Source organism: Pleomorphomonas diazotrophica (genome assembly GCF_002844595.1).
GTDB lineage: Bacteria > Pseudomonadota > Alphaproteobacteria > Rhizobiales > Pleomorphomonadaceae > Pleomorphomonas > Pleomorphomonas diazotrophica.
The window spans coordinates 100,682-125,751 of record NZ_PJNW01000003.1 but is presented as its reverse complement, the minus strand read 5'-3'; the positions used below and the strand labels follow the sequence as shown (position 1 = coordinate 125,751).

Annotated in this window: 23 protein-coding genes; 10 read left to right on the top strand and 13 right to left on the bottom strand. The window is 63.5% G+C overall.

What is annotated here, in order from left to right:
• Positions 1-23: 23 nt before the first annotated feature.
• The 10 genes from CXZ10_RS07330 to CXZ10_RS07285 all read right to left on the bottom strand — a co-directional run bounded on the left by CXZ10_RS07330 (position 24) and on the right by CXZ10_RS07285 (position 10,430).
• A complete protein-coding gene (locus CXZ10_RS07330; protein ID WP_101288490.1) occupies positions 24-959 on the bottom strand; it encodes an N-acetylglucosamine kinase in 936 nt (311 codons plus the stop codon).
• Positions 956-1,762: a DeoR/GlpR family DNA-binding transcription regulator gene (locus CXZ10_RS07325; protein WP_101288489.1), complete on the bottom strand. Its 807-nt coding sequence runs from the start codon at positions 1,760-1,762 to the stop codon at positions 956-958. Before CXZ10_RS07325 ends, CXZ10_RS07330 begins: the two co-directional genes overlap by 4 nt.
• A 459-nt stretch (positions 1,763-2,221) precedes the next feature.
• Entirely contained in the window at positions 2,222-2,971 is a 750-nt protein-coding gene (locus CXZ10_RS07320) for a phosphodiesterase (protein ID WP_101288488.1), read from the bottom strand.
• Between the two features lie 81 nt (positions 2,972-3,052).
• Positions 3,053-4,099 (bottom strand): LacI family DNA-binding transcriptional regulator, encoded by a 1,047-nt coding sequence (locus CXZ10_RS07315; protein ID WP_101288487.1) that lies wholly within the window; start codon positions 4,097-4,099, stop codon positions 3,053-3,055.
• Between the two features lie 9 nt (positions 4,100-4,108).
• Positions 4,109-4,966, bottom strand: coding sequence for an ABC transporter permease (locus tag CXZ10_RS07310; protein ID WP_101288486.1), 858 nt, complete (start codon positions 4,964-4,966; stop codon positions 4,109-4,111).
• Positions 4,963-5,781 carry an ABC transporter permease gene (locus CXZ10_RS07305; protein WP_101288485.1) on the bottom strand — a complete coding sequence of 273 codons (819 nt, stop codon included), beginning with the start codon at positions 5,779-5,781 and terminating at the stop codon, positions 4,963-4,965. Before CXZ10_RS07305 ends, CXZ10_RS07310 begins: the two co-directional genes overlap by 4 nt.
• Positions 5,782-5,853: 72 nt before the next feature.
• On the bottom strand, positions 5,854-6,993 hold the full coding sequence (locus CXZ10_RS07300; RefSeq protein WP_180335898.1) for an ABC transporter substrate-binding protein: 1,140 nt from the start codon (positions 6,991-6,993) through the stop codon (positions 5,854-5,856).
• A gap of 36 nt (positions 6,994-7,029) precedes the next feature.
• Positions 7,030-8,181 (bottom strand): ABC transporter ATP-binding protein, encoded by a 1,152-nt coding sequence (locus CXZ10_RS07295; RefSeq protein ID WP_101288506.1) that lies wholly within the window; start codon positions 8,179-8,181, stop codon positions 7,030-7,032.
• A 305-nt stretch (positions 8,182-8,486) separates the two neighbouring features.
• Positions 8,487-9,908, bottom strand: a complete 1,422-nt coding sequence (locus tag CXZ10_RS07290; RefSeq protein ID WP_101288484.1) for a coniferyl aldehyde dehydrogenase — start codon at positions 9,906-9,908, stop codon at positions 8,487-8,489.
• A 93-nt stretch (positions 9,909-10,001) separates the two neighbouring features.
• Positions 10,002-10,430 (bottom strand): hypothetical protein, encoded by a 429-nt coding sequence (locus CXZ10_RS07285; protein WP_101288483.1) that lies wholly within the window; start codon positions 10,428-10,430, stop codon positions 10,002-10,004.
• Positions 10,431-10,615: 185 nt separating this feature from the next.
• On the opposite strand from CXZ10_RS07285, the gene CXZ10_RS07280 reads away from it, so the two are divergent.
• From CXZ10_RS07280 to CXZ10_RS07240, 9 genes are all read left to right on the top strand, one after another.
• Positions 10,616-11,269, top strand: coding sequence for a TetR/AcrR family transcriptional regulator (locus tag CXZ10_RS07280; RefSeq protein WP_180335897.1), 654 nt, complete (start codon positions 10,616-10,618; stop codon positions 11,267-11,269).
• Between the two features lie 97 nt (positions 11,270-11,366).
• Positions 11,367-12,332, top strand: a complete 966-nt coding sequence (locus CXZ10_RS07275; protein WP_101288481.1) for a glutathione S-transferase family protein — start codon at positions 11,367-11,369, stop codon at positions 12,330-12,332.
• 92 nt (positions 12,333-12,424) lie between these two features.
• A complete protein-coding gene (locus CXZ10_RS07270) occupies positions 12,425-14,335 on the top strand; it encodes a PhoX family protein (RefSeq protein WP_101288480.1) in 1,911 nt (636 codons plus the stop codon).
• Between the two features lie 108 nt (positions 14,336-14,443).
• Positions 14,444-15,346, top strand: a complete 903-nt coding sequence (locus CXZ10_RS07265) for a DUF72 domain-containing protein (RefSeq protein ID WP_101288479.1) — start codon at positions 14,444-14,446, stop codon at positions 15,344-15,346.
• 80 nt (positions 15,347-15,426) lie between these two features.
• Positions 15,427-16,023: a UdgX family uracil-DNA binding protein gene (locus CXZ10_RS07260; protein WP_101288478.1), complete on the top strand. Its 597-nt coding sequence runs from the start codon at positions 15,427-15,429 to the stop codon at positions 16,021-16,023.
• A 199-nt stretch (positions 16,024-16,222) separates the two neighbouring features.
• Entirely contained in the window at positions 16,223-18,448 is a 2,226-nt protein-coding gene (locus CXZ10_RS07255) for a hypothetical protein (RefSeq protein WP_101288477.1), read from the top strand.
• 3 nt (positions 18,449-18,451) lie between these two features.
• Positions 18,452-19,192, top strand: a complete 741-nt coding sequence (locus tag CXZ10_RS07250) for an SDR family oxidoreductase (protein ID WP_101288476.1) — start codon at positions 18,452-18,454, stop codon at positions 19,190-19,192.
• A gap of 39 nt (positions 19,193-19,231) precedes the next feature.
• A complete protein-coding gene (locus CXZ10_RS07245; protein ID WP_101288475.1) occupies positions 19,232-20,287 on the top strand; it encodes a zinc-dependent alcohol dehydrogenase in 1,056 nt (351 codons plus the stop codon).
• Positions 20,284-21,312 (top strand): lactonase family protein, encoded by a 1,029-nt coding sequence (locus tag CXZ10_RS07240; protein WP_101288474.1) that lies wholly within the window; start codon positions 20,284-20,286, stop codon positions 21,310-21,312. The genes CXZ10_RS07245 and CXZ10_RS07240 overlap by 4 nt, the downstream gene beginning before the upstream one ends.
• Positions 21,313-21,328: 16 nt before the next feature.
• On the opposite strand, the gene CXZ10_RS07235 is transcribed toward CXZ10_RS07240, so the two are convergent.
• Positions 21,329-21,679 carry a hypothetical protein gene (locus tag CXZ10_RS07235; RefSeq protein WP_101288473.1) on the bottom strand — a complete coding sequence of 117 codons (351 nt, stop codon included), beginning with the start codon at positions 21,677-21,679 and terminating at the stop codon, positions 21,329-21,331.
• 450 nt (positions 21,680-22,129) lie between these two features.
• Here CXZ10_RS07235 and CXZ10_RS21970 point away from each other — a divergent pair, with 450 nt between their 5' ends.
• Positions 22,130-22,498 carry a con-10 family general stress protein gene (locus CXZ10_RS21970; protein WP_425298926.1) on the top strand — a complete coding sequence of 123 codons (369 nt, stop codon included), beginning with the start codon at positions 22,130-22,132 and terminating at the stop codon, positions 22,496-22,498.
• A gap of 120 nt (positions 22,499-22,618) precedes the next feature.
• Here the strand turns inward: CXZ10_RS21970 and CXZ10_RS07225 are convergent, their stop codons facing one another.
• Complete coding sequence (locus tag CXZ10_RS07225; protein WP_101288471.1) at positions 22,619-22,993, bottom strand: response regulator; 375 nt, start codon at positions 22,991-22,993, stop codon at positions 22,619-22,621.
• 265 nt (positions 22,994-23,258) lie between these two features.
• Complete coding sequence (gene treZ / locus CXZ10_RS07220; protein WP_143741487.1) at positions 23,259-25,043, bottom strand: malto-oligosyltrehalose trehalohydrolase; 1,785 nt, start codon at positions 25,041-25,043, stop codon at positions 23,259-23,261.
• Between the last annotated feature and the right edge of the window lie 27 nt (positions 25,044-25,070).

The window sequence follows — 25,070 nt, the reverse complement described above, 5'->3', positions numbered from 1 at the left end:
CCCCTTCTTGGTCAGATTGCCTTTCAGGCCAGAGCCGTCCGGAGGCTTTCGCCCAACCGGTCGACCCAGGCATCATCGACGGCCCAGCCGGCGAGCCGGGCTGCCCTGAGCGCCGCGCCGCCGACGGGCGGCAGGCGCGGCGATGACGGCGGTGTTCCGAGGTGCGCCGTCATCTGGTCCAGCACGGCCTTGGCGTTGAACAGACCACCGGCGTAGCTCCAACGGATGGGGGCGCTGCCGCCGCAGCGGCGCCAGGCGACAAGCAGCTGTTCGGAGAGTTCGGCCGAAGCGCGCTCAATGAGGTGGCCCGCCACAGGATCGCCATCCTTGGCGACAGACGTCACATGCCGGGCGAGGCCGGCGATGCCCGAGCGGCGGCTTTCGAGCCCATAACACCAAGCCATCAGGCCGTCTTGATGTATGCCCATGGCGGCGAACATCCGCCCTGCGAAGGCAGGCGACGGTTGGCGGCCGTCGACATGGCGCGACAGCAGTGTCAGCGCTTCGCGGCCGAGCCAGTAGGCACTGCCCTCGTCGCCGAAAATGTCGCCCCAGCCGCCAATCCGGACATGGGGGCTGTCGATTTCGCCGAGGCTCGCCCAGGCCATCGAGCCGGTACCGGCCAGGATGAGGGCGCCAGCGCCACAGGCAAAGGCGCCATCGAAGGCGATGCGGACGTCGTTCTCGACGATGGGCTTCTGAGGGAAGTGCAGCCGGACGGCGGCGATCTGCGCCTCGGTGTACTCATCGACTTCGCCATGAAAGGGCAGGCCGAAGGCCGAGGCCTGGAGGTCGGCGTCGCCAGCGGCCGCCGCAAGTGCGGCGATCTCGGCGGCCCAGTCACTATCGGCCGTGGGGTCGAGGCTCGGCAGATGGCGCAGCGACACGACGCTGGCGTCTGGAGCCACAACGGCGGCGACGGTCTTGGTGCCACCGCTATCGACGCCAAGCACGGTCATGCCGCGTCTCCGTCGAGTTCCGCGCTTTCGTCGGCATCGAAGCCGACCGTTCGCGTCCGGCAACCGGCCTGTGCCAGCTTGTCGAGCCAATGGGACGCCAGGCTGTCGTCGGTGATGAGATCGAGCCGGTCGTCGAGCCGCGTCACCTGATAGGTTGCGCGCTGTCCGAACTTGCTGGCGTCGGCGAGCACGGTGGTGCGCGCTGCCCGGGTGATCATCTTCTCGTTGAGCCGCGCCTCGTCCTCGTCCATCGTGTAGGTGCAGCCGTCGTCGCCCACCGTGCTGGCACCGAGAAACAACTGGTCGAACCACAGCCGGTCCAGCATGCTTTCGGCCAGGGCGCCCAGCACCGAGGCGTTCCGCGAGCGAAGGCGGCCACCCAGCAGCGTCACCTGGACATCGCGGATGTCGGTCAGCACCTGCGCCACGGCCAGGCAGTTGGTGAACACGGAAATCGGCAGCGGATTCATTCGGATGCGGCGGGCAACCTGCAGCACGGTGGTGCCGGCATCGAGAAACACCGACATGTCGGGCCTGAGGTCGGCATAGGCGGTAAGGCCGATCGCCCGCTTGGCGGCAATGCAGGTCTGCTCCCGTACCTCGAAGGCCGCCTCGATACCGGCGGAATCGGCAATGCGGGCACCACCATGGGTACGGTGGACGGCGCCTTCGGTTTCGAGTGTGAGAAGATCGCGCCGCACGGTCGGAAGCGAGGCGCCGACCGCTTCCGCGATCTCGTGGATCGAGGCGGATGTCTTTTCAAACAGATAGTGCCGAATGGCCGACAGCCGATCGTCCTTCATGCTTTGATCCTTTATGATCGTAAGTTGGATTAGGATCCTGATAACGATCAATGTCAATCAGAATTTTGATACGATAATGATCGTTTCCGAATCCGAGGAGAATTACCTAGCCTTTTCAAATCGATATCTCGCAATGGGCAAGGAGAGGTTTGCAGCGGCCTGTCATCCTTCGGACGCGGATGGTGGTTCCCCAAGCGACTTCAACCGCGGACCGGTGAGCCGGTAGCGGCGGGTGGGCGTGGGCTTTATGGTCTTTGAACGACGGCGAGCCATAGGTGTCGCCGTTATCAACCCTAGCCGCGCTGCGCACATAGCGTCCGTCTCGCGGCGGTGCGGATACGGTCGAAATCCCGCGCAAGATAGCGCGGCGCCTGTCGCATTCGCTCGCCGGCCAGCGCTGCGCCATGGCCGCGGTGAAACCGGGTGTGACCGGTCCGGAAGAAGCGAGCTCGCCGAGTGTCAGCCGACCTCCTGCGCATGGACGACCATGCTCGCCCCGTCGGTCAGGATGACGTTGTAGGCTGGCATCTCGAAGCCAACCGCGAAGGTCTTGGCACCGAACAGCGGCGCCGTCTGGTGACTGGTGCCACGTCCCGTGTTGAAGGCCGTGCCGTTCCAAATCCCGGAACAGAGGCGGTGCACATGCCCCGCAAAGATGTGACGCACGTTGCCATGGCGCCGGAAAACGGCGCCGAGGGTGGAAGGGTTGGCGAGTTTCACCCCATCGAGCGGCGGCATGCCGATGTCGAACGGTGGGTGGTGCATGAAGACGATCGCCGGGCCGGAAGCCTCGGAAAGCCGGCGGTCGAGCCAGGTGAGACGGCGGTCGCACAGCAGCCCTCCGACGGCACCTTCGTCGAGCGTGTCGAGAAACACCAGCCTGCCAGCGTCGGTGTCCAGGACGGACTGGATGAAATCGTCCTCGGCCGGCGCGTCCGGGAACATGGCGCGGAAGGCCGTGCGGTCGTCATGGTTGCCGAGCAGCAGGCGATGCGGTGGGATCAGGGATTCCAGGAGGTCGGCGAACAACCGGTAGGAGGCAGGTGAACCGTCGTCCGAAAGGTCGCCGGTGAACACTACGAGATCGGCGTCGGCATGGTGGCGGTTGATGTCGGCGATCGTCGCTGCGAGATTTGCCGCCGGATCGAGCCCGCACACCGGCTCGCCGCGCTCTCGGAGGTGGATATCGGTGACCTGTATCAGTTTCATGCTGTCTCCTCACGAGCACCGCTGGCCGGCATCGATCAAACCGAAGTTGGGCGACACCGATGCGACGGACGCCCGCAGGCCTCATGGACCAAACGCGCCGTCATTCGGCGGGCTGAACGTGTCGCGCACCATCAGTTGCGCGGCGATGCGGAGGCGCACCGGCGCGGTCGAAGGAGTGGTGGCTCTCTCTTCCAGCAGCGCCACGGCCCGCTCGGCCATCTTCATCGGATCCTGCCGAAAGGTGGTGAGCCGGTAACCGAGCCAGGCGGCCTCCGGCAGGTCGTCGAAGCCGACTACCGCCACATCCTCGGGAACACGCAGGCCGAGACGGATCTTCAGGTGATCGGTCAGCGCGAAGGCGACGAGATCGTTGACGGCGAAGACGGCGGTCGGCTTCTCAACCGCCGCGAACAGTCGTTCAGCCGCCAGAAGTCCACCCACATAATCGGTATCGGGGCCGCGCGCCACCGTCACGGCTATCCCAAGGCGGCCTGCTTCGGCGAGGAAGGCGCGCTCGCGTTCGACGATGGACGGCGTGCCGCTTTCCGAGCCGGCAAAGGCGAGGCGTTTGTGACCGGCAGAGGCAAAGGCAGCCGCGATGCGGCGCGCAGCCTCTGCGTTGTCAGTCTGGACGATGTCGATCTCCGGCGCCTCCCGGCCGATGGCGACAATGGGCAGGCCGTTGGATTTGGCCAGCTCGATGAAGGACGACGGCGGCGATCCCGACAGCACGATCACCGCCTCGGCCCGATGGCCAAACAGCGTCCGCTGCGCCGCGTCGGTATCCTCGGCCGTCTCGCCGGCGTTGATGAGTACCGGCACCGAACCGCGCCTGATCAGCACGGCAGCAAGCGCAGCGGTAAGGTGGGCGCGGAAGCCCAACTCCGGCTTGGTGGCGACCAATCCGACGATCCGACTACGATGGGCGAGGAGGCCGCGCGCAAGATCGTTCACTTGGTAGCCGAGGCGGGTGGCGGCGACCATGATCTTCTCGCGTGTCTCCGGTGCCACGGAGGCGCCAGGCGTAAAGGCGCGCGAAACGGCGGATCGCGACACGCCGGCAAGCTTGGCAACGTCGCGGGCGCTGACGAAGCGGGGGGAGGATCGAGGCTTGCCCAGTTCGGTCATCGATGAAGCCTACTGTCCAACCTTGGCGAGCACATCGGCGCGCAGGAACTTTTCCACCACCAGCATGAAGGCGATCGACGGAACGAGCAGCAAGAGCGCGGTGATCGAGGCGATCTGATAGTTGCCGCCGGCTCCGGCCGAGTAGAGCAGCAGCGGCAGCGTCGTCACATCTGGCGCGCCGACAAAATAGCTGCCCGTGAACTCGTCGAGCGACTCCAGAAAGACGAAGATGGCGCTGGCCATCAGGCCGGGCGCGGCCAGCGGCAGCGTCACGTCGGCGAAGCCCTTGAGGCCGGAGGCGCCGAGGTTGCGGGCGGCCAGTTCCAGATCCCGGTCGACTGCGGAGAAGGCGGCGGAGGCAATCCAGACGGCATAGACGAGGCCATGCGTCACGTGCACCAGCACGACGCCGAGGACGGTACCATTGAGCCCGATCTCGTAGAACAGCCTGGCGATGTTGACGTAGACGGGTAGGTTGGGAAACGCCTGCGGCAAGAGGAAGGCGAGAAGCACCAGGCCCCTGAGGGGCAGCTTCAACCGCGCGAGGGCATACCCGGCGGGAATGGCGAGCGCCAGCGAACCTGCCACGGTGAACAGTGCGATGCTGATCGAGGCGATCAGCGATTGCACGGCGTTGCCGCGCGGTGCGAACACACGGCCCCAGTAGCTGAAGCCGTAATCGATTGGCAGCGCATGCGGAAAGTACCAGCGCTCGGCGACCGTCCAGATCAGCAGGTTGGCGAGCGGGCCGAAGATGACGAAGGCCAGCGTTCCGAGAACGGCTGCGCGGGGCACCCACCAGAGGAAGCCACGGAGGGAATCGAACCCGCTGTGCGGCGCGGCGAAGAAAGCGGAGGGCGCGCTCATCGGCTCTGCCTCATGTTGACGCGGAGATAGAACCAGGCGGCGACAGCGCTGATGGCCAGCGAGATCAGGCCGAGCGCGTTGGCGACACCGTAGTCGCGATAGGTGCTGAGGCGGAAGGCGATGTCGGCGGTGATCATGGTCGGCGCCTGCGCATTGATCATCAGCGGCACCGACAGAACGCCCATCATGGTGACGAAGGACAACACGAGGCCGACCAGCAGCGTGGTGGTGACCTGCGGTACGACGATCTCGATGAGGATGCGAAGCCGTGAGGCGCCGAGGTTGCGCGCTGCCTCGATGGTGCCGCGATCGAGCGACGCCATGGCGCCGGCCACCATCAGCGCCACGAAGGGCGTCTGTTTCCAGACGAAGGCGACGACAACGCCGCGCCAGTCGAGGTAGCTCGTGGCGGTCAGCGGGTCGAGAAAGCCAAGGGCGACCAGCGTCGAGTTGAAGAGGCCGCTCTTGGCGAGAAAGGTGCGCAGTATCTGGCCAACGACGATGAACGGAATGAACATCGGCCAGCGGTAGAGCCAGCGCAGGATGGCGACGGCAGCAGCGTTCTCGCCGAGCGTCAGATAGCCGCCGATGGCAATGGCGAGAAGGCCGGTCAACATGGTCGAGAGGCCGACGATCACCGCCGTGAAGACGATGTCCTGCCTGTAGAAATCATAGGCCTTGGTGAAGTTGCCGAGACCAACGGTCCCTTCGACCTCGAAGGCGCCGATCACCGAGGCGGCGAGCGGCACCATGAAGAGAAGCAGGATGACGATCAGCGCCGGCGAGACGAGTAGCGGGCCGAGAAGGCGTGCCATCGGCATATCCGAAAATTGCAGGATGAAAGAGACCGCCCGGCGAGGCTGGACGGTCCCCATGGCACTCGGCGATCAGTTGGCGACCTTGGCCTCGTAGGCCTCGAGAATGGCCGTGTTATACGGGGCGAGCGGGAAGGGCTTGCCCTTCTCGGCGAGATCGGCCGGGGTGATGTCGACGAACAGCTTGTTCCAGGTGGCGTCGTCGAGCTCGGCCTTGACCTTGTCGGCGTCGATGCCAGGATACCAGTTGAACTTCTTGACGATGCCCTCGGCCTGCACCTTCGGCGAGGTGGCCAGCTCGACGAACTTCTCGGCGAGTTCCTTGTTCGGCGCCTTGGCGGGAACGACATAGTGCATCGGCTGGCCGGGCATCCCGGGGGCGGGTAGCAGCAGCTTGAGGTCGGGCGGCAGACGGCCGTCGGCCTGCCAGGAGTAGAACATGTCGACCCACACGGGGCCCAGGGCGATTTCGCCGCGCGACAGAAGATCGAGCGTGCCAGCGTTGCCCGGCGTCAGCGTGGCCGACTTGGTGAAGTCCTTGAGGCTCTGAAGGGCGCCATCCCATTTGGCCGTTTCGGCCTTGTCGAAGGGGCCATACATCAGCTTGTGTGCGTCGCTGCCGGAGAAGGCATAGACCCAGCCCATCACGAAGCTGACGCCCGACGCGCCGCCCTTGATGCCGTTGTAGCCGAACTGGCCGGGGTGAGCCTTCGCCCACTCGGCGATTTCGGCATAGCTCTTGGGCGGATTGGGAACGAGCGCCGGATTGTAGGCGATAGCCGTCTGGCTGTTGAACATCGGCATGACGTAGCCCTTGACCTCGGTACCCAGGGCATTATCGGCATTGGCACGGGTCACCAGCTTGCCGGTGGCGATCTTGTCGCGATAGGCCTCGAGGTAGCCGGCCTGCACCATCGGGCCGGCAAACTTTTCGTGGACGACGGCCACGTCGGTGTCCCAGGTGGCTGCGCCGGCCTTGGCCTGTGCGTCGAAGCGCTCGACGATCTTCTGCGAGCCGGCGTCGCCTGGGCCGGTGCCAACCGCGCGCACCGTGTTGCCTGGATTCTGCTGTTCGAACAGCGGGCCGAGGTAGTTGTTGATGTAGTCGACCATATTCTGGTCGCCGGCGGTGATCACGGTCAACTCGGCGGCGCCGGCCGGCGAGGCAGCGATGGCCAGCACCATCGCTGAGTTGAGCAACAGCTTGTTCATGACGCGTCTCCGATCTCGATTGTCAGATTTTGGTTGTCAGGCGGTCAGTCTGTCCCGAACCGGCGAGGGGCCGTCGGCTGCGGATGGCGGGCCGCTCGGCGTATCGGCCGGCGCGGCGAACAGGAAAAGGCCACTGGTGGGAACCCGGACGAGCACGTCGCTGCCGGGCGGCAGCGCTTCCGCCGCATCGACAAGCACGGAGCCTTTGCCGATGCGGACAGTGTGGCGCCACTGGCCGCCCGGATAGACGACGGCCTCGACGCGGCCGATCAACTCAACGCAGCTCGTGTCATCGGTCGCTTCGTCGCCAAGGCGACTGAGCTGCAACTGCTCCGAGCGGAAGCGGGCCTCAAGTCGGCCGCTGCGCGGTGCCGGCAGGCCGAGCGTGAGACTGGCTGCTCGGTTGTGCGGCCCTTCCGCGATATCGACCCGATTGGCGGAGCAGGTGGCGTTGAGTTGAACGACGTTTTCGGCGCCCATGAAGGCGGCCACGAAGGCGGAGGCCGGCCGGGTATAGATCGCCTGGGGCGTGCCGAGCTGGGCGATGCGCCCCTTGTTGAGGATGACGATGCGGTCGGCCATCACCATGGCTTCCTCGCGATCATGCGTCACGTGAATGGTGGTGATGCCGAGCCGCTGCTGGAGGGCGCGGATCTCATGGCGCACGGTGAGTCGGATGCGGGCGTCGAGATTGGACAGCGGCTCGTCGAGCAGCAGGATGTCCGGATCGACGGCCAGCGCCCGACCAAGCGCGACGCGCTGCCGCTGGCCGCCCGACAGCTCCGACGGCTTGCGTCCGCCGAGCCCTTCGAGACCGAGCAGCGCTTCCATCTCGGCGACACGGGCTGCGATCGCCTCACGCCGCCATCCCTTGAGGCGCAGGCCGTAGCCGATGTTGCGCGCTGCCGTCATGTGCGGCCAGAGCGCGTAGGACTGGAAAACCATCGCCATGCCGCGCTTGTCCGGCGGTAGACGTGTGAGATCGCGATCGCCGACGCAGATGCTGCCGGCGCTCGGCAGGGCGAAGCCGGCGATGGTCCGCAGCAGCGTCGTCTTGCCGCAACCCGAGGCACCGAGCAGTGCAACGAACTCGCCCTTGCCGATAGAAAGATCGACACCCTCGAGCACCCGGGTTCGGCCATAGCCGGCATCAAGGGAGCGGAGGGTGAGGTAAGCATCGTAAGGCATCATTTCTGTGTTGCACAGCTGTGCAAACACCCCCCGCAACTCACTTTATCCTGGTGGACTCCGATATAGTGCGATCGTTACAGGTCGATGACGGAGGCTGCCTCGGCTGGCATGCGCCGGCGCGAGCCCAGCCCTGGGGTGTCGGCTTTGTTCCTGTCCGTCGATGAAATCGGATGCCCGCGGTCGGAAATGGCGGGCTCATGAGCAAAGCAGCCGGCCAAGGATCCGCGCGTGAGAATGGCCACGCAGTTGACGATAGCAGCGCTAGCCAACGGGAAGCCGGCAAGGTAAAGGCGACACGGTCGTTATCGCAGCACGGTGCCCAGTATGTGCTCGATCACCCGACCGTAGGGCGGGCGGGCCAGACTGGCCAGGCTGAAGCGGCCCTGCGAGTAGATGCCGCGAGCGTGGCTCATCGTCCGGAAGCCCTCGATGCCGTGATAGGCGCCCATACCACTGGCGCCGACGCCTCCGAATGGCAGGTCGTCGATCGCGACATGAAGGATGGTGTTGTTGATCCCGACATTGCCGGAGGTGGTTGATGCCAGCAGCCGGCGGCATGTGGCGTCTTCCTTGCCAAAGTAATAGAGGGCAAGCGGCCGCGGCCGGGCATTGATATAGGCGATGACCTCTTCGGAGTCTCGGTAGGGCAGAATCGGCAGCAGCGGACCGAAGATTTCCTCGCTGAGAAGGCGCATGTCCTCGCGGACGTCGACAACCAGGCTGGGAGCAAGCGTGCGCGGGCGGCTGGCCGCCCTTTCTGGCTGATGGCCGACGGGCACAATGCGTGCGCCCTTGAGAAGAGCGTCTTCAAGCAGATGCAGCAGACGGTCGAACTGTCGATCGTCGATGACCGAGGTGTAGTCGGTGCTGGTCGGACCGCCGGGAAACTGCCGTTTTACCACCCGGTCGAAAGCGGCAATGAAGGCATCGATATCGTCCTCGTGGACGAAGGCATAGTCGGGCGCAACGCAGGTCTGGCCGGCGTTGGCGAGCTTGCCATAGACGATGCGCGATACCGTGCGATCATCGACGGCGCCGCGCGCGACGACGACTGGGCTTTTGCCGCCGAGCTCCAGAGTCACGGGCACGAGATGGTTGCTGGCGGCCCGCATGACCTCGCGGCCAATGGCAGTGCTTCCGGTGAAGAAGAGATGATCGAACGGCAGCTCGGCGAAGGCGATGCCGACGCGGCTGTCGCCGGTGACCACGGCCACTTCTGCGGGATCGAACGCCTCGCCGATCAGGTCCTTCAGCAGGGCGCTGCTATGCGGCGTATGCTCCGACGGCTTCAGCATGGCGCGGTTTCCGGCGGCGAGCGCCGTGGCCAACGGAACGAGCGCCAGGGCAAACGGATAGTTCCACGGCGAGATGATGCCGACCACGCCGAGCGGCTGATAGGTGACATAGGCACGACCAAAGCGAAAACTGGCAGCGACACGCCGCCGCTCGGGCGCCATCAGAGACCGAAGCCGGCGCTTCAGATAGTCGATGGTCTGAACGATGGACGCCAGTTCCATCAAAGCCGTTTCGTGCGGCGAGCGATGCCCGAAATCGGCGGCGGCGGCGCTTTCCAGCGCACCGCGATGGGCAAGGACGGCGCCCCGCAATCGATCGAGTGAGGCGCGACGTGCACTCCGGTCGGGGGCTTCCTCGGCAAGGAAGGCGGCCCGCTGGGCGGCAAGTAGGGCATCGAGGTCGGCTGTGGGAGTGGAAGTGGCGGACATTTCAGCTAACTGGCGGTTGGTTGGGGAACAATCCGGCGGAGCGATACATGCGTCGGGTTTTCCGCGCGAGAGCGGGTGGCTCGACCTTGTCCCTCAGCGGCGTGAGACAAGTGACAGAAGGAAGCTTGCCAGCGTGATGGCGCCCAGCGCCACGAACGGCCCGAACACCGGTCGCCCCGGGGTATTGGTGGCAACGTCGATCATGCGCGAGAGGATGAGACCGAACTCGCCTAGCAGGATCGCAGCCAGCGCCCAGTTGGCCCAGGCCTCACCGCGACGGTAGGGAATGATCAGCAGGAAGGTGGCGGCGACCGCCACCATCAGGAAACCTGCCCCGGCCGACTTCATGAAATCGAGCGACATGGTCTGCATGCCCGGAGCCATCGCTTCCCATTGCGTCCCCATGGCGGCGAGATGATATGGCATCAGCCGATCGGACATGAGGAAAACGATGCCGATCCCGGCGAACTGCAGGATGGCGAGGGCGTAACCCACAAAGGCGAGACGGAATAAAAGCCGCATGATGGCAACTCCATAGGCGAGTTGGGTCGCCGGCCATCCTGTGTGTGTCAATAAATGACCGCCGGTCATTTGTCAAGTGGCATGGTGGGAGGCCAATACCAGGGGTGCCAAGCGCACAAGAGCGCGGTGGGTCTTCAAACTCGAAAGCGCCTTGGTTTATGGTGGTCACGAATGGGGACAGCCACATGCCGCAGATCCGCCGGGCGATGAACGCCGGACAGAAGGAGCGCCGACGCGACGACGTGCTCGACGCGGCGCGCCGGCTTTGTATCGGCAGCGACATGTCGGCGCTGTCGATGGATGCTATTGCGCGCGAGGCGGGGCTCGCAAAGGGAACCCTCTATCTCTACTTCCAGACCAAGGAGGAGTTATTCCTCGCCTTGCTCGAGCAGGACATGGAGGGGTGGCTCGCCTCTGTGGAAGCGGCTTTTGCCGAAGCGCTGCCTTCCGATCATCGCGCGCTGGCCAAGTTCATTGCGGCCGGACTTATCGAACGGCCGCTCATGACGCAGTTGTTCGCTCGATTGCCGGCGGTTCTCGAGGGCAATCTTCCCGACGACGTGGCACTCGCCTTTCGCCTGCGCACCGTAAGACGTACCGATGCCTTTGGTGCCTGCCTCGAGAGAGCTCTAGGACCGATCGCTCAAGGGCAGGGCGCCCGCCTCAGCCAGTGGGTCTTCGCCATGATCGTCGGCGTTCACCAAATTGCCAATCCGCGGCCGCGCATGCAGCGGGTTCTTGAGTCGAGGCCGGAGCTCCTGGCACGGCGACTCGATTTCGAGTCCGAGCTGGCCGATGCTCTGACGGCGCTGCTGGACGGCATCGCTCCAACGGCCTGACGACGTCTTGGTTGCGGTCGCTGGTCCTCGTTACCATATCGCGCCCAGTATCCGGGCTGGCCGGAGCCGCCCATTGATGACCTGACAGGAGATCGCCATGCTCGTTGACGGCAAATGGACCGCGGAGTGGAAGCCGGTTCAAAAGACCGACGAAAAGGGCGGCTTCGTCCGGCAAGTCTCAAGCTTCCGCAATTGGGTGACGCCCGACGGCGCTGCCGGGCCGACCGGTCGGAGCGGATTTGCCGCCGAGGCGGATCGCTACCATCTCTACGTCGCGCTGATCTGCCCCTGGGCGTCGCGAACCCTGATCGGCCGCAAGCTGAAGGGCCTTGAGGACGCCATATCCCTGTCGATCGTCGAGCCGGCGATTTCAGACGAAGGCTGGCGCTTCGGCGACTATCCAGGTGCTACTGCCGATGCGGTCAACGGCGCCACCTATCTGCACCAGATCTATACCAAGGCCGATCCCCATTTCACCGGCCGCGCCACCGTGCCGGTGCTATGGGACAAGACGCTCGGCACCATCGTCAACAACGAGTCGGCCGACATCCTGAGGATGCTCAACTCCGGCTTCGGAGGTCTTGCGCGTTCGGATATCGATCTCTATCCCGCCGATCTCGCGACCGAGATCGATGCACTCAACGACCGCATCTATCCCCGCCTCAACAACGGCGTCTATCGCGCCGGCTTCGCCACCACCCAGATCGCCTATGAGGAGGCCTTCGCCGACGTCTTCGACATGCTCGATGAGCTGGAGGCCCGGCTCGCCGATGGCCGGTCCTACTTGCACGGCGATCGCTTCACCGAGACCGACGTCCGCCTGTTCGTCACGCTGATCCGCTTTGATGCCGCCTACCACGGCCTCTTCAAATGCAATCTCCGCCGCATCGCCGATTATCCCGGCCTCGGCGGCTACCTGAAGCGCGTCCTTGGCCTGCCCGGCATTCAGGAGACGGTGAGCATCGACCATATCAAGCGCGGCTATTACTCGATGAAGAGTCTCAATCCTCAGCGGATCGTGCCGCTCGGCCCTGACCTCAGCGACCTGGGCCTTTCGGACTAAGCCGGTTTCGTAAATCGCCCGCTGTCATCGATCTGTATTTTTACAGATGTACATCCCCTTGCTGGAATTGTTCCAAACAGGGGAGAGCCATTATGGCCGATGTCGACACCAACAAGTTGTCTTGGGATGAGTGGGACGAGTTGCAGAACCCGCCACCGGCCGTCACCGATTTCGATCGCGTCGTCGGAAGGGCTGTGTCGCGCCGTGGCTTTCTGGGTGGCGTGCTGGCCTTCGGCTCGGCCGCCGCTGCCATGGGCACGCTCGGCAACCTGATGAGCTCCACGGCCGCCCATGCCCAGGGCGCGTCCGGCCGCTTCGCCTTCAAGCCGATCCCGGTCTTCACCGACAACACGGTGCATGTGCCCGAGGGCTACGCCTGGAAGCCGCTCGCGAAGTGGGGCCAACCGCTGTTTTCCAATGTTCCCGACATCGATCCCGCCAACGGCGTCAGCCTCGAGGCCTCCGACAAGGTCTTCGGCGAGAACACTGACGGCATGGAACTGTTCGTGATCGGCGGCCGTCAGGTGATCGCCGTCAACCATGAGTATGTCAACAACGAGACCAACCTTCCGCATAACGAAAAGGGCATGCCGAAGAGCGCCGACGACGTGAAGATCCTGCAGAACCTGCAGGGCGTCACCGTCATGGAAGTCGCCGAGGGCAAGGATGGCTGGGAGATCGTGCTGGATAGCCCGTTCAACCGCCGCATCACCCATCTGACGCCGATGAAGATCTCCGGCCCCGCCGCCGGCTCCGATCTCATCAAGACCGCTGCCGATCCCAACGGCACCGACAGCCTCGGCACCTTCAACAACTGCGGCGCCGGCAAGACGCCGTGGGGCACCTACCTGACCTGCGAGGAAAACTTCAACGGCTACTTCGGTTCCACCGATCCGAACTTCGCCATGCCCGATGACTACAAGCGCTACGGTATCGTCGCCGAAACGCGCTATGGCTATGAGGCCTTCGATCCTCGCTTCGACGTTTCCAAGAATCCCAACGAACCGCGCCGCGCCGGCTATATCGTGGAGATCGATCCGTCGGACGCCTCGTCGACGCCGATCAAGCGCTCCGCCCTCGGCCGCATCAAGCACGAGAACGCCGCTGTCGCGGTCGCCCGCGACGGTCGCGTGGTCGTCTACATGGGCGACGATGAGCGCGGAGAGTTCCTCTACAAATACGTGTCGAACGGCATCTACGTGCCGGGCGGCGACACGTCCAAGCTGCTCGACGAGGGCACGCTCTACGTCGCCAAGTTCTCCGACGACGGCAATGGCGAGTGGCTGGCGCTGACGCCGGAGACCACCGGCATGAAGGCGGACGAGATCGCCGTCTTCACCCGCCAGGCCGCGTCCAAGGTTGGCGCCACCACAATGGACCGTCCCGAGTGGGTCGCCATCAATCCGATCGCCATCGAGGCCTACTGCGCGCTGACCAACAACAGTCATCGCGGTGTCCTGAAGGACGGGAAGATGCGCGCCAACGCCGGCGGCGATGAAATGGCGCTCAGCGCCGTCAACCCGCGTGAGAAGAACGAATACGGCCAGATCGTCCGCTGGTATCCGGAAAACGACGACCACGCCGACGGCAAGTTCAAGTGGGACCTGTTCCTCATGGCCGGCAATCCGGATGTCCATAAGGATACCTATGCCGGCTCGTCGAACATCAACTCCGGCAACATGTTCAACTCGCCTGATGGCATGATGTTCGACTCGACCGGCCTTCTGTGGATCCAGACGGACGGTGAGGACAGCAACGAGGGCGACTTCCTCGGCCAGGGCAACAACCAGATGCTCGCTGGCGACCCGGCGACCGGCCGCGTTGAGCGTTTCCTGACCGGGCCGAAGGGCTCCGAGGTTACCGGCATGACTTGGTCGGCCGACAAGCGGACCCTGTTCGTCGGCATCCAGCACCCCGACGCTCCCTTCCCGGATGGCGAGGGCGCGCTGCCCCGCTCGACCATCGTGGCGATCCGGCGTGACGACGAAGCGCGCGTCGGCTGACGGCCTCACGAAAGCCAAGGGGGCGTTTGCGCCCCCTTGGAATGCCTCGCGAGGAAGGAACCGCCCCCTGAACGCGACGTTCTCACCGGGTAGACTCCCGGAGGCGGCATGTCAGAGGTCGGCGTCATTCGCATCGGCATATCCGGTTGGACCTATTCGCCCTGGCGCGGCCGCTTCTATCCGGAGCGGCTCCGGCAAAGCCAGGAACTCGCCTATGCCGCCTCCCGCTTTCCGTCGTTGGAAATCAACGGCACCTTCTACGGCTTGCAGAAGCCGCGCACCTTCGATCGCTGGTTCCAGGAGACCCCGGACAACTTCCTGTTCGCCGTCAAGGGGCCGCGCTTCATCACCCACGTGAAGCGGCTGAAGGAGGTCGAGGCGCCGCTCGCCAACTTTTTCGCCTCGGGCCCGTTGCGGCTCGGCGCGAAGCTTGGCCCTATTCTCTGGCAGTTCCCACCAAGCCTCGCCTTGGACATCGAGCGGATGCGCGACTTTCTGGCGCTGCTGCCGAGAGACACCGACGCCGCCGCCGACATGGCCCGCCAGCACGACGATCACATCCGGAACCCGGACGAAACGCGCCCTGCCAACCAGCCCCTTCGCCATGCGCTGGAAATCCGCCACGACAGTTTTCGCCATCCGTCCTTCATCGAGCTGCTGCGCGAGCAGAATGTCGCGCTGGTTTGCGCCGACACTGTCGAATGGCCCCGCCTGATGGATGTGACGGCGGACTTCGTCTATTGCCGCCTGCACGGCTCGCGCGACCTCTACCGGTCAGGCTATGACGCGCCCGAGCGGCAGCGTTGGGCGCGCCGAATTGCCGCTTGGGCCCGGGGTGAACCGGTCGAGGACGGCGAGTTTGCCGGCACTGTGAAGGCGCCGGATCGACCGCGCGACGTCTTCCTGTTCTTCGACAACACGGACGGCTTCCGTGCCCCCGATGATGCGCTTGCGATCATGCGCGAGCTGGGCGTGGAATGGCGGCCGGTCGATGCCCGACGGCTGTTCTGAGGGAACCGCTCGGCGAGCGGTGAGTTGCGAAAGAGCCGGCCGAGCTTCCCGCATTTGGTGCGGCGCTTCCGAGGCCTGCCATGACCGAACAGGACTTCGCCTCGCTCGACGACCTCAATCACGCCATGCGGCGGGAGTTTCCGCCTGCGGCCGGCGTTGGTCGCGTCGTGCCGGGCGAAGGCCCCATGCTTGCAGCCATTGCCTTTGTCGGCGAGCAGCCGGGAGACGCCGAGGACCGCGAGGGCCGGCCCTTCGTCGGCCCGGCCGGCCGCCTGCTCGATCGCGCCCTCGCCGAGGCGGATATCGATCGTGACAAGGCCTACATGACCAATGCCGTGAAGCAGTTTCACTTCACCGAGCGCGGTAAGCGACGGCTCCACCGCAAGCCCAGAACGGGTGAGATCGTCCATCAGCGCTGGTGGCTGTGGCGCGAGATCGATCTGGTGCGTCCGAAGGTCATTGTTGCGCTCGGGAGCACGGCGGGGTTGGCGCTTGCCGAGCGCTCCGTCGCCGTCACGCGCGAACGCGGGCCGATGTCATTCGGCAACCGTCGCGGCCTCCTGACCGTCCATCCATCCTATCTGCTGCGCATCCCGGACGCCGGCGCCAAACAGGCCGCCTTCGAGGCATTCGTCGACGATCTCAAACTGGCTCGTGAGATCGGGCAAACAAACTGATGTGAAGCTCAACGTCTTCAAACGAAGCGAGCCCCCTGGTCTTGCCGGAGTTCCGCGGCTGGTCTTCCTGATTGCGCAACATGTTGCGCTCGTCGAAACATGCTGATCTCCAAAAACACACTCACCGAAGGGGAACATATGCCTTGGCACTCCGTTTTGACTGCTCCTGCTTCTGGTAGAGAGTGAGAGGAGATCGCCAATGTCCACTCGTACGCTGAATCCTGATGTGGTTGGGGTCAGTTCCTTTGTGCTCGCGCTACGGCAAGCGCTTCAGGAAAAGCAGAGCGATCCCGTCGCCAGTTTTCAGCTCGGTGCCTTGCAGATGGAAGTGCGGGCTCTCGGGGATTCAGTGTGGGCGTTTATTCGCCGGAAGGGCAAGGGAGGCATTGCCTTGCGCGCTGCATATCTGGCCGGTGAGTTCGATTGCATCGCCGAGCGGTGCAAGGCCGACGAAATCGCGAGGCTGAAGGTCAAAAGCGCGCTGGGCGAACACCTTATTGTCTTCAAGACCGGCGAAGGCGCCCTGGAGCATCTGCGGGTGACCGCGCACTTCACGCCCGCTGTCCCCATGCTCGTTCCATTCATGCCACGCGACGTCTATCCACTCGAGGAAAACGACGATCCGATGGGCGCCAAAGGCAACGTCGAGGCGATCCAGCGCGGGCTCAACAGCGGCCTGATGTATTTCCACATCGATGAGCCCGATTTTGGGAACATCCTGTATTTTCAAAATCTGACAGCCATCAATGACTATTTCGGCGCGACCAAGACGAAGCCCGACCGGGCCGTCGGCGGCGTGTGGCCGGAGCTCGGCTATCTTCCGCCCGCTCCCGTTCAAAGCGTGAATCCGCCTACCGATCCGTTGAAGGCCGGTGTTCAAATCACGCTTTCGGATGCCATCCTCGTCTTCCGCTACGACGCTCCGCCACACGAGAGGCAGTTCGCTCGACAGTTCCTTCAGATGCTAGCCATCGCCTACAAGGTGATCGAGCGCCCCGACTCCGAATACCGCGACTGGGTGGCGCGCGCCGAGCGGACCTTGCGCGACCTCGACGAGGCGCCGGAGGCGACGATCAAGCACTACGGATACCGTTACGTTCATCCCTACACTGGTGCCGAATATCCCGACATCATGGTGCAGATGTCCATCGTTGAGGCGATCCACGCCTGGGGGACATGGTGCGGCGAGCCGCATCCGCTCGAGGCCCAGTTCAAGGCTGGACTGAAGAAGTTCTACGATCCGAAACTCAGGTCTTTGCGCCGCTATCTGCCCAACGTAGGCGACGACAAGGACGCCGACGCGGTCGACAGCTGGTATCTCTATCATCCCATGCTGAACCTCGGCATCCTCGCGCTCGATGGCAATGACGAAGCGCGCGACCTGCTGATGAAGTCGATCGATTTCGGCATCAAGGTGGCGCATCATTTCAAGTACAAGTGGCCGGTCCAGTACAAGATCACCGACTTCAGCGTCATTACCGAGAACGCCGAAGCCGATGGTCGTGGTCAGACGGATGTCGGCGGCGTCTATGCCTGGGTGATGCTGCAAGCCTTCGAGCTCACCGACGACAAACGCTTCCTGGACGAAGCACGGGCGGCAATCGACACGGCGACCGGCCTCGGCTTCGACCTCAATTATCAAGCCAATCTCACAGCATGGGGCGCCGCCGCCTGCATGCGTTTGTGGCGGATCACCAACAAACCGGTCTATCTCGAGCAAAGCTATGTCTATCTCGCCGGCTTCTTCCACAACAGCCAGTTCTGGGAGAGCAACATCGAGTTCGCCAAGCATTACAAGAACTTCATGGCGGCGACCTGCCTTCAGGATGCGCCCTACATGGCGATCTACGAGTGTTTCGATTCCTTTGCGGCTTTCGAGCGCTATCTGTCCGACGGCGGTTCGAATGTCGATCCCGCGGCGCGCATGCTGGTGACGGAATACTGCAAGTACGCGCTGGATCGTGCTTGGTTCTACTATCCCGACGCTTTGCCATCCGACGTGTTGTCGCCAACTCAACGCGAGAACAACGGGCATATCGACCGCAAGCTATCCTTCCCGGTTGAGGATCTCTACGCCGACGGGCAGCCGGCCGGGCAGGTCGGCCAGGAGGTCTATGGGGCCGGCGCGGCCTTCATCTTCGCCACCCGCGCCTTTCATCATATCGGTGGAGCGCCGTTCCGGCTGTATTGCGACATGCTCGTGCCGGTGTTCGAGCCGGTGAGCGAGCGTGCCGTCACCATCACGCTGAACGGGGGGGAAACCTGCGTCGCAGGTCTCACCCTGGTGCGCCTCAAGCGCCGCAAGCTCGGCACGATCAAGGTGACGACCGAGGAGGGCAAGGATCTTCGCCCGCATGTCAGCTCGGCAGATTTCATCACCTATCACGTACCGGCAAAGGGCCAAATCCAGCTGATCTGGGAGTGATTTATGGGCAACCACACCAGCCTTGACGGCAAACGCATCCTGGTGACCGGTGGGACAACCGGCATCGGGCGCGCCACCGTCGCGCTTCTCGCTCGCGAGGGGGGCAGCATTCTCACTTTCGGTCGGCATCAGCCGGAGCTGGACGAGGCGATTGCGGCCGCGCACGGCAACCGGGGCAGCGTCGAGGGGCTGACGGCCGATGCCGCAACCAAAGACGGTGTCCAGGCGGTGTTTGCCGCAGTGGATGAGACGCTGGGTGGCATCGACATGCTGATCACCTGTGCCGCGCTCGGCGCCGAACCCATCTATGAAATGGAAGAGGACGAGTGGCGTTATGTTGTCGAAACCAACCTCGTCGGCGCGATGGCCTGCGCTCGACAGGCCATTCTTCGCATGCAGTCGCAGGGCGGTGGTCACCTTCTGTTCGTCGGCTCGATCAGCGCCGAGATCAAGGCGGTGGGCGAGAGCGTCTACTCGGCGACCAAGGCCGGCCTTCAGGCATTCGCCGAAACGCTCCGCAAGGAAGTTGCCGACAAGAACATCAAGGTCACCGTCATTCAGCCTGGCTCGGTCGCAACCCCCATGCAACCGAGAACGGACGAAGAGATGCAGGAGGCCTTGGCCAACCGCGAGATGCTCTACGCCGACGAAATTGCCGAGGCCATTCATTTCGCGCTGACCCGGTCGCAACAGGCCGATGTCGTCAATCTTCGGATCGAGCCGCAGATTCAGGCCACCGGTTAAGCAATCCCGTCTTGTTGACCATCAGGAGGGTCGCGCCCCATGAAGGCCGCTCTGAAGACTGCCGACGGCCGGTTTGAAATCACCGACGTCGAGATGCCCGTCATTCCCTCCGGCGATTTCGTGCTGGCGCGCGTGCGTGTCGCCGGAATCTGCGGAACCGATCTTCGGCATTGGAACAAGGCCGAGCCCGAACTCGAACATCACATCGTGGGCCATGAGCTGTCCGGCGAAGTGATCGAGGTCGGCGACGATGTCACCCGTTTCAAACCGGGCGATCGGGTCGTCATCGAAACGGTGATGGGCGACGGCGTCTGCGACTATTGCAAGGTCCAGCGCTACAACATCTGCGAACATCTCTATGACGTGCGCACCAAGTTCGTCTCGCGCGCCTATGGCGAGTTCGTCTGCGGCCCGGAAGACAAGTTCTACAAGCTGCCCGATCACGTCAGCTTCGAGGAGGCTGCACTGATCGACACCTTCTCGGTCTGCCTGCACGCCCATCACATCGGACAAGTCAGCGTCAACCAGAAGGTCGTGGTCATCGGCGCCGGGCCGATCGGCCTCGGTCAGCTTCAACTTGCCAAGTCGGCGGGAGCGGACGTGCTGATCGCCGATCTGGTGGACAGTTCGCTGGACCTTGCAAAGGAACTCGGCGCCGATGTCGTCGTCAACGGCAGCCGTGAAGACCTGGTGGCGCGGGCGATGGAGTTTGCCGGTGGGCGCGGCGCCGACATCTGCTTTGAATGCGCCGGCGGCCATTCCATGCCCAAGACGCTGCCGCTCGCCACCAAAGTGGTGCGGCGAGGCGGCAAGGTGGTGCTGGTCGGCGGCTTTGACCAGGGAGAAGTGACCATCCCACTCGAATGGCAGCGCATCCAGATGTCGGAGATCCAGATCCTCCCGAGCGCCAGCTTCGCCTATCACGACATCTACCCCGAGCAGGGCATGGTGCTCGAGCTCCTATCCCGAGGCAAGCTCAACGCCAGCAAGCTGATCACCCATCGCTTCGATCTCGATGAGATCAACGAAGCATTCGAGGCGGCCGAGGCCAAGGAAAAGACGGGCGCGGTCTTCGTGGCGATCAACATCTCATGAGCGCGCGCCTTCTCATCGGGACCTATGCGCGCAACGGCGGGGCAGGCCTTCACTCGTTATCCCGGGAAGACAATGGCTGGACGCTGGGAGAGGCCTATCCCGGCGCGCAGAACGCGTCCTTCGGCACGTACTCGGCTCGCCACGACCTCTTTTACTTCGTGAACGAGCAGGCCGAAGGCGCGCTGGGCGCCTTCCGTGCCAAGGAAGGTGGCTGGGAGCGGCTGGCATGCGTTGAAACGCGCGGCGGCGGCCCCTGCCATGTCGCTCTGAACAAGGACGAGAGTTCTCTGGCGGTCGCCAACTACGACAGCGGCAGCATTGTCCTGTTCCCGCTCGACCAGGCAACCGGCCTGCCGGTCGAGCCGCCGGTGGTGCGCCAGAACGCCGGCGGCGGCCCTGTCAGCGAGCGGCAGGACAGCCCGCATGCCCATTGCATCTGCTTCGGTCCCGATCAGCGTTGGCTCTACCATGTCGATCTCGGCACGGACGAAGTCCTCTCCTATTCAGTCGATCCGGGCAGCGGAAGGGTCGGCGAGCGAGCGGTGGCTTTCCGTGCTCCCGCTGGGTCAGGGCCGCGACATCTCGTCTTCCACCCAAGCCGGCCGCTTGCCCTGCTGGTAAGCGAGCTTGCCAGCACATTGACCGCACTTGAGGTGGACGAAGGCGGCTGCTTATCCGCCAAAGAGGTCGTCACAACGCTTCCGCTGGAGTTTGCCGGCGAGAACCTCGGCGGACATCTGTCGCTCAACAGCTCGGGCGACAGGGTCTACGTCACCAACCGCGGGCATGACAGCGTCGCCGTCTTCGCCTGGGCGGAAGATGGTACGCTCGAGTGCCTTCAGCACATATCGAGCCGTGGCGCTTCGCCGCGCTCCTTCGTGCTTCTCGAGGCCGAACGACAACTTCTTCTTGCCAACGAAGAAGGCGGCAATATCGCCGCCTTCGCTATCCAATCCGATGGCACCTTGTCGCCGGGACCGGATCTCGCTGTGCCGGGCGCCGTTTTTCTTCTCGTCGCCGGTTAAGGCGTCAGCAATGCGCTCAGCTTTTCCCTGCGGTCTTCTTTGGCAACGTCGACGGCACGCTGATCGACACCGGGTCGCTGGCCGGGAAACTGTCCTCAAGCCCTTCCTCCAGTTGCTCTTCCATCACGTCGCGGTCCTGGTTTTCGCGCGCGTCATTGGTGGTCGGAATTTCTTCCCGAAGTCCGGAGGACACAGCCTCGCAGACCGCTTTCATCGCGTCTCTGGCGCGTTCGGTCGGATCTTGGCTCGGCGAGCCTTGCTCGGCCGGCGGCAATGCGATGGTCACCACCGTATTGTCGATCATGCTGAACTCGACGCGGTATTGGCCGTCTTCGAGCGGCGTTATTTCCTTCACCCTGATCGTCATCACGGCCTCCTCGGGCTGTCTGGCGGATCTGTCTGTGGAGAGCTTTCGATGCGCAACGACCGCGGCCGCCGAATGTCGGCAATCCACCACGTCGAAACGGTCCCGGCATACCCACGGTTCCCAATGTGCCTTGCCGGCAAGAACCCGCGGAGCGGACGTTCCAGCACCGATCTGATCCCGGATGGCTTGTCTGAAAAGCAGCGATAGAGAAAAACAACCATTTATTGTGAAAACGGAGCGTGACGCGCAGTTATTACAAAGTATATTTTCTCATACTTTCGTAAAATCGAACATCGTCGAAATTATCTATGTGTATTGCTCGGTGCGTCTGGCTGAGTTTATTATGGGATTCGATTGGTGAAATCGAATTTACTGCGGAACAATTGGTTGGATGATGGGTTTATGACTCGCTACCAACAAGGCAGCACGACCCCATCAAGGAGAAAAGCAATGCCTAACCAACAGACGAGCACTGGCGACACCTCCCGTCGTGGATTTGCCTCTATGGACGAAGACAAGCAGCGGGAGATTGCTGCGCAGGGCGGCCGCGAGTCCGGCGGGAACTTCAAGAACGATCCGGAACGCGCTTCCGAAGCCGGTCGCAAGGGCGGTCAGGAGTCGGGCGGCAACTTCAAGAACGATCCCGAGCGCGCCGCGGAAGCCGGTCGCAAGGGCGGCCAGGAGTCCGGCGGCAACTTCAAGAACGACCCCGAGCGGGCTGCAGAAGCCGGCCGCAAGGGCGGGCAGGAGTCCGGCGGCAACTTCAAGAACGACCCCGAGCGCGCCGCGGAAGCCGGCCGCAAGGGCGGTCAGCACTAAGCCACTCATGTGGATCTCTCACGGCCCCCTTCGAGGGGCCGTGATTGTTTGTGGCCTCCGGTATGTCGGCCGTCTTTCCAGTCCTTTGAAGGCAGCGTGACATTGAGTTGGCGGTGCTCTTCAGCGCCGCTTTTTCTGTAGAGTAGCATCTGAGCTCAGTTGACTGGCGACTGTCAGCAAGGCTGCTCTGGCAACCGGCTTCGGCAGAAGCGAGCAGGTTGCCAGTTCGGAGGGCAGATGCTCTCGGCCTTGCCCACTCAGGAATGCGAACGGAATACCTAGACTTTGTAGTCGTTTTGCGACGGGGAAGCTTGTTTCATCGTGCAGTTGTATATCCAGAACTGCAGCGTCGATGGACTCCTGGTCCAGCGCCGCAAGGGCAGCATCCACCGACGGACAGGGCCCGACAACGTAATAGCCAGCCTGAGTGAGGGTCGAGGCGTAGTCTTCCGCGATCAACCACTCGTCTTCAACTATCAGTATGCTGGCCTGCATCCGGTTTCTCCGTCGCTAGATGCAAAGCAAGGTTACGCCCCAAGCTTTAAGTTCCGGTAAGAGTCTGAAGGACGTCTCGAAAATGACCGAGCCGACTGCTTCCGGAGGTCATCAGAGGCGGATTTAGCTTGGCATGACAATGGAATGCCCAGGATATCCCGCTCTGAAATCAAGGAACAACGGACCTTCTAAATCGCTCCGAGTCATAAAAGTTCCCATCCGGTTACAGCTTTATGTGACCGGAGGAGACGCGCCGCCGGTCTCTTTAGGTCAGCCAGAACAATGCGGTATACGGTCCCAGCGTATCCTCCGTGAACGAGCCCTCGCACCAGAGCGGCACGATATCCCGCCAGTCGCCCTTTTGCGGCAGTGCGCCGAGGTTGGCGGCGAGATTGAGCTCGGAGCCGTCGGCTAGTGTCCAGCGAACCTTGAAAGCTTGGGCGCCGAGTACTTCCGATGTTCCGCTGTAGCCCTCTATGCCGACGAGGCGCGGCGTCAGAACGGAGCTTCTTGCGCGGATGAGATCCTTGTAGAGATCCAGCATCTCGGCGGAAGCAGGCGTTGATCGCTCGTTCCAGTCGAGCTTGCATCCGAGGAAGGCGCTCTCGTGCATCGGGTCGATATGGCGGGCTTTCTGGGCTTCGGGAAAGTCGCCGAGTTCCTCAGCCCGGCTCTTGCGGATGATGTCGCCCAGTTCCTTGATGTCGGAGAAGAAGCAGAACGGCGTCGAGGCATTCCATTCCTCCCCCATGAACAGCATCGGAATCTGCGGCGATAGCAGGTAAAGTGCCGCGAGCATCCGGGCCGCCTCGCGTGGCACAAGTTGCCCGATGCGTTCGCCGGCCGGTCGGTTGCCGGCGTGGTCGTGGTTCTGGATGAAGGACACGAAAGCCGTCGGCGGCAGGAAGGCGCTCGGTTCGCCCTGCATGCGGTTTTCTCGGGCAAGATACTCGCCCTGAAAGGCAAAACCCTCGGCAAATGCCTTGGCAACAAGGTCGATGCGCTTGGCGTAGGGCTGATAGTAGAGCTGGCTCTCGCCGGTCACCAGGGCATGAAGGCCATGGTGGAGATCGTCGTTCCATTGCGCCGTATAGAGCCAGGGCGTGCCGTCGTCGCGTCGCCTCAGCCAGCTCGCCTGGTTGTAGGAGTTTTCGGCGATGAGATGGATATGACGGCCGTCGCTGGCGGCGCGGGTCTGTTCGGCGAGATCCTGAATGAGATGCTTGGGGCCGCTGTCCTCGATGGCATGCAGCGCGTCGAAGCGCAGGCCATCGAAACGGTACTCGTTAATCCAGAATCTGGCGTTGGCAAGCACCAGGTCGCGAACGACGGTGGCGTTCTCGCCGTCGACGTTCAGCCCCGGCCCCCAGGGCGTATCCTTGTCGTTGAGGATGGGAGCATAGAGGGGGATGTAGTTCCCCTTCGGCCCGAAGTGGTTGTAGACGACGTCCAGCATGACCATCATGCCGAGTTCATGGGCCCGATTGACCAGCGCTTTTAGGTCCTCGGGGCGACCGTAGGACGCGTCGGGGGCAAACAGCGACACGCCGTCATAGCCCCAGTTCCAGCGGCCAGCGAAATCGGCCAGCGGCATGATCTGCAAGGCGGTGATGCCGAGGTCCGCGAGGTCCTGGAGCTTGTCCGCTGCCGCCCGGAAGGTGCCCTCGGGCGTGAACGCACCGATATGCACTTCGTAGAAAACGCATTCCTCCCAAGGGCGACCGCGCCAACCGAGATCGGTCCATTCGAAGGCGAGCGGGTCGACCACCTCGCTCGGGCCGTCGACGTCCTCGGGCTGATATCGCGAGGCAGGGTCAGGCACCTTCTTGCCGTCCGGCAGGCAGAACATATACCGGCTGCCGTGGTTCACGCCGGGCACCTCCACTTCATACCATCCGCGAACGTCCTGCCGCATGGGCAGCGACCAGCCGTCGACCTCCAGCTCGACCGACGGCACGAGCGGCGCCCACAGGCGGAAGCGGACGCCGTCCGGGGTCATCTGGGTGCCGAACTTCATTTCCTGTTCACGGCGAACGGTACGGATTGCCAAGGCGGGTCTCCTTGAAAGAGCGTCGGC

Excerpts from the sequence above, each read along its gene's own strand:
- CXZ10_RS07240 (WP_101288474.1), top strand. The coding sequence starts at position 20,284 with ATGAGCGCGCGCCTTCTCATCGGGACCTATGCGCGCAACGGCGGGGCA.
- CXZ10_RS07285 (WP_101288483.1), bottom strand. The coding sequence starts at position 10,430 with ATGCGGCTTTTATTCCGTCTCGCCTTTGTGGGTTACGCCCTCGCCATC.
- CXZ10_RS07265 (WP_101288479.1), top strand. The coding sequence starts at position 14,444 with ATGTCAGAGGTCGGCGTCATTCGCATCGGCATATCCGGTTGGACCTAT.
- CXZ10_RS07270 (WP_101288480.1), top strand. The coding sequence starts at position 12,425 with ATGGCCGATGTCGACACCAACAAGTTGTCTTGGGATGAGTGGGACGAG.
- CXZ10_RS21970 (WP_425298926.1), top strand. The coding sequence starts at position 22,130 with ATGCCTAACCAACAGACGAGCACTGGCGACACCTCCCGTCGTGGATTT.
- CXZ10_RS07305 (WP_101288485.1), bottom strand. The coding sequence starts at position 5,781 with ATGGCACGCCTTCTCGGCCCGCTACTCGTCTCGCCGGCGCTGATCGTC.
- CXZ10_RS07225 (WP_101288471.1), bottom strand. The coding sequence starts at position 22,993 with ATGCAGGCCAGCATACTGATAGTTGAAGACGAGTGGTTGATCGCGGAA.
- CXZ10_RS07275 (WP_101288481.1), top strand. The coding sequence starts at position 11,367 with ATGCTCGTTGACGGCAAATGGACCGCGGAGTGGAAGCCGGTTCAAAAG.
- CXZ10_RS07280 (WP_180335897.1), top strand. The coding sequence starts at position 10,616 with ATGCCGCAGATCCGCCGGGCGATGAACGCCGGACAGAAGGAGCGCCGA.
- CXZ10_RS07325 (WP_101288489.1), bottom strand. The coding sequence starts at position 1,762 with ATGAAGGACGATCGGCTGTCGGCCATTCGGCACTATCTGTTTGAAAAG.
- CXZ10_RS07260 (WP_101288478.1), top strand. The coding sequence starts at position 15,427 with ATGACCGAACAGGACTTCGCCTCGCTCGACGACCTCAATCACGCCATG.
- CXZ10_RS07235 (WP_101288473.1), bottom strand. The coding sequence starts at position 21,679 with ATGACGATCAGGGTGAAGGAAATAACGCCGCTCGAAGACGGCCAATAC.
- CXZ10_RS07255 (WP_101288477.1), top strand. The coding sequence starts at position 16,223 with ATGTCCACTCGTACGCTGAATCCTGATGTGGTTGGGGTCAGTTCCTTT.
- CXZ10_RS07330 (WP_101288490.1), bottom strand. The coding sequence starts at position 959 with ATGACCGTGCTTGGCGTCGATAGCGGTGGCACCAAGACCGTCGCCGCC.
- CXZ10_RS07320 (WP_101288488.1), bottom strand. The coding sequence starts at position 2,971 with ATGAAACTGATACAGGTCACCGATATCCACCTCCGAGAGCGCGGCGAG.
- CXZ10_RS07315 (WP_101288487.1), bottom strand. The coding sequence starts at position 4,099 with ATGACCGAACTGGGCAAGCCTCGATCCTCCCCCCGCTTCGTCAGCGCC.
- CXZ10_RS07290 (WP_101288484.1), bottom strand. The coding sequence starts at position 9,908 with ATGTCCGCCACTTCCACTCCCACAGCCGACCTCGATGCCCTACTTGCC.
- CXZ10_RS07295 (WP_101288506.1), bottom strand. The coding sequence starts at position 8,181 with ATGCCTTACGATGCTTACCTCACCCTCCGCTCCCTTGATGCCGGCTAT.
- CXZ10_RS07300 (WP_180335898.1), bottom strand. The coding sequence starts at position 6,993 with ATGAACAAGCTGTTGCTCAACTCAGCGATGGTGCTGGCCATCGCTGCC.
- CXZ10_RS07310 (WP_101288486.1), bottom strand. The coding sequence starts at position 4,966 with ATGAGCGCGCCCTCCGCTTTCTTCGCCGCGCCGCACAGCGGGTTCGAT.
- CXZ10_RS07250 (WP_101288476.1), top strand. The coding sequence starts at position 18,452 with ATGGGCAACCACACCAGCCTTGACGGCAAACGCATCCTGGTGACCGGT.
- CXZ10_RS07245 (WP_101288475.1), top strand. The coding sequence starts at position 19,232 with ATGAAGGCCGCTCTGAAGACTGCCGACGGCCGGTTTGAAATCACCGAC.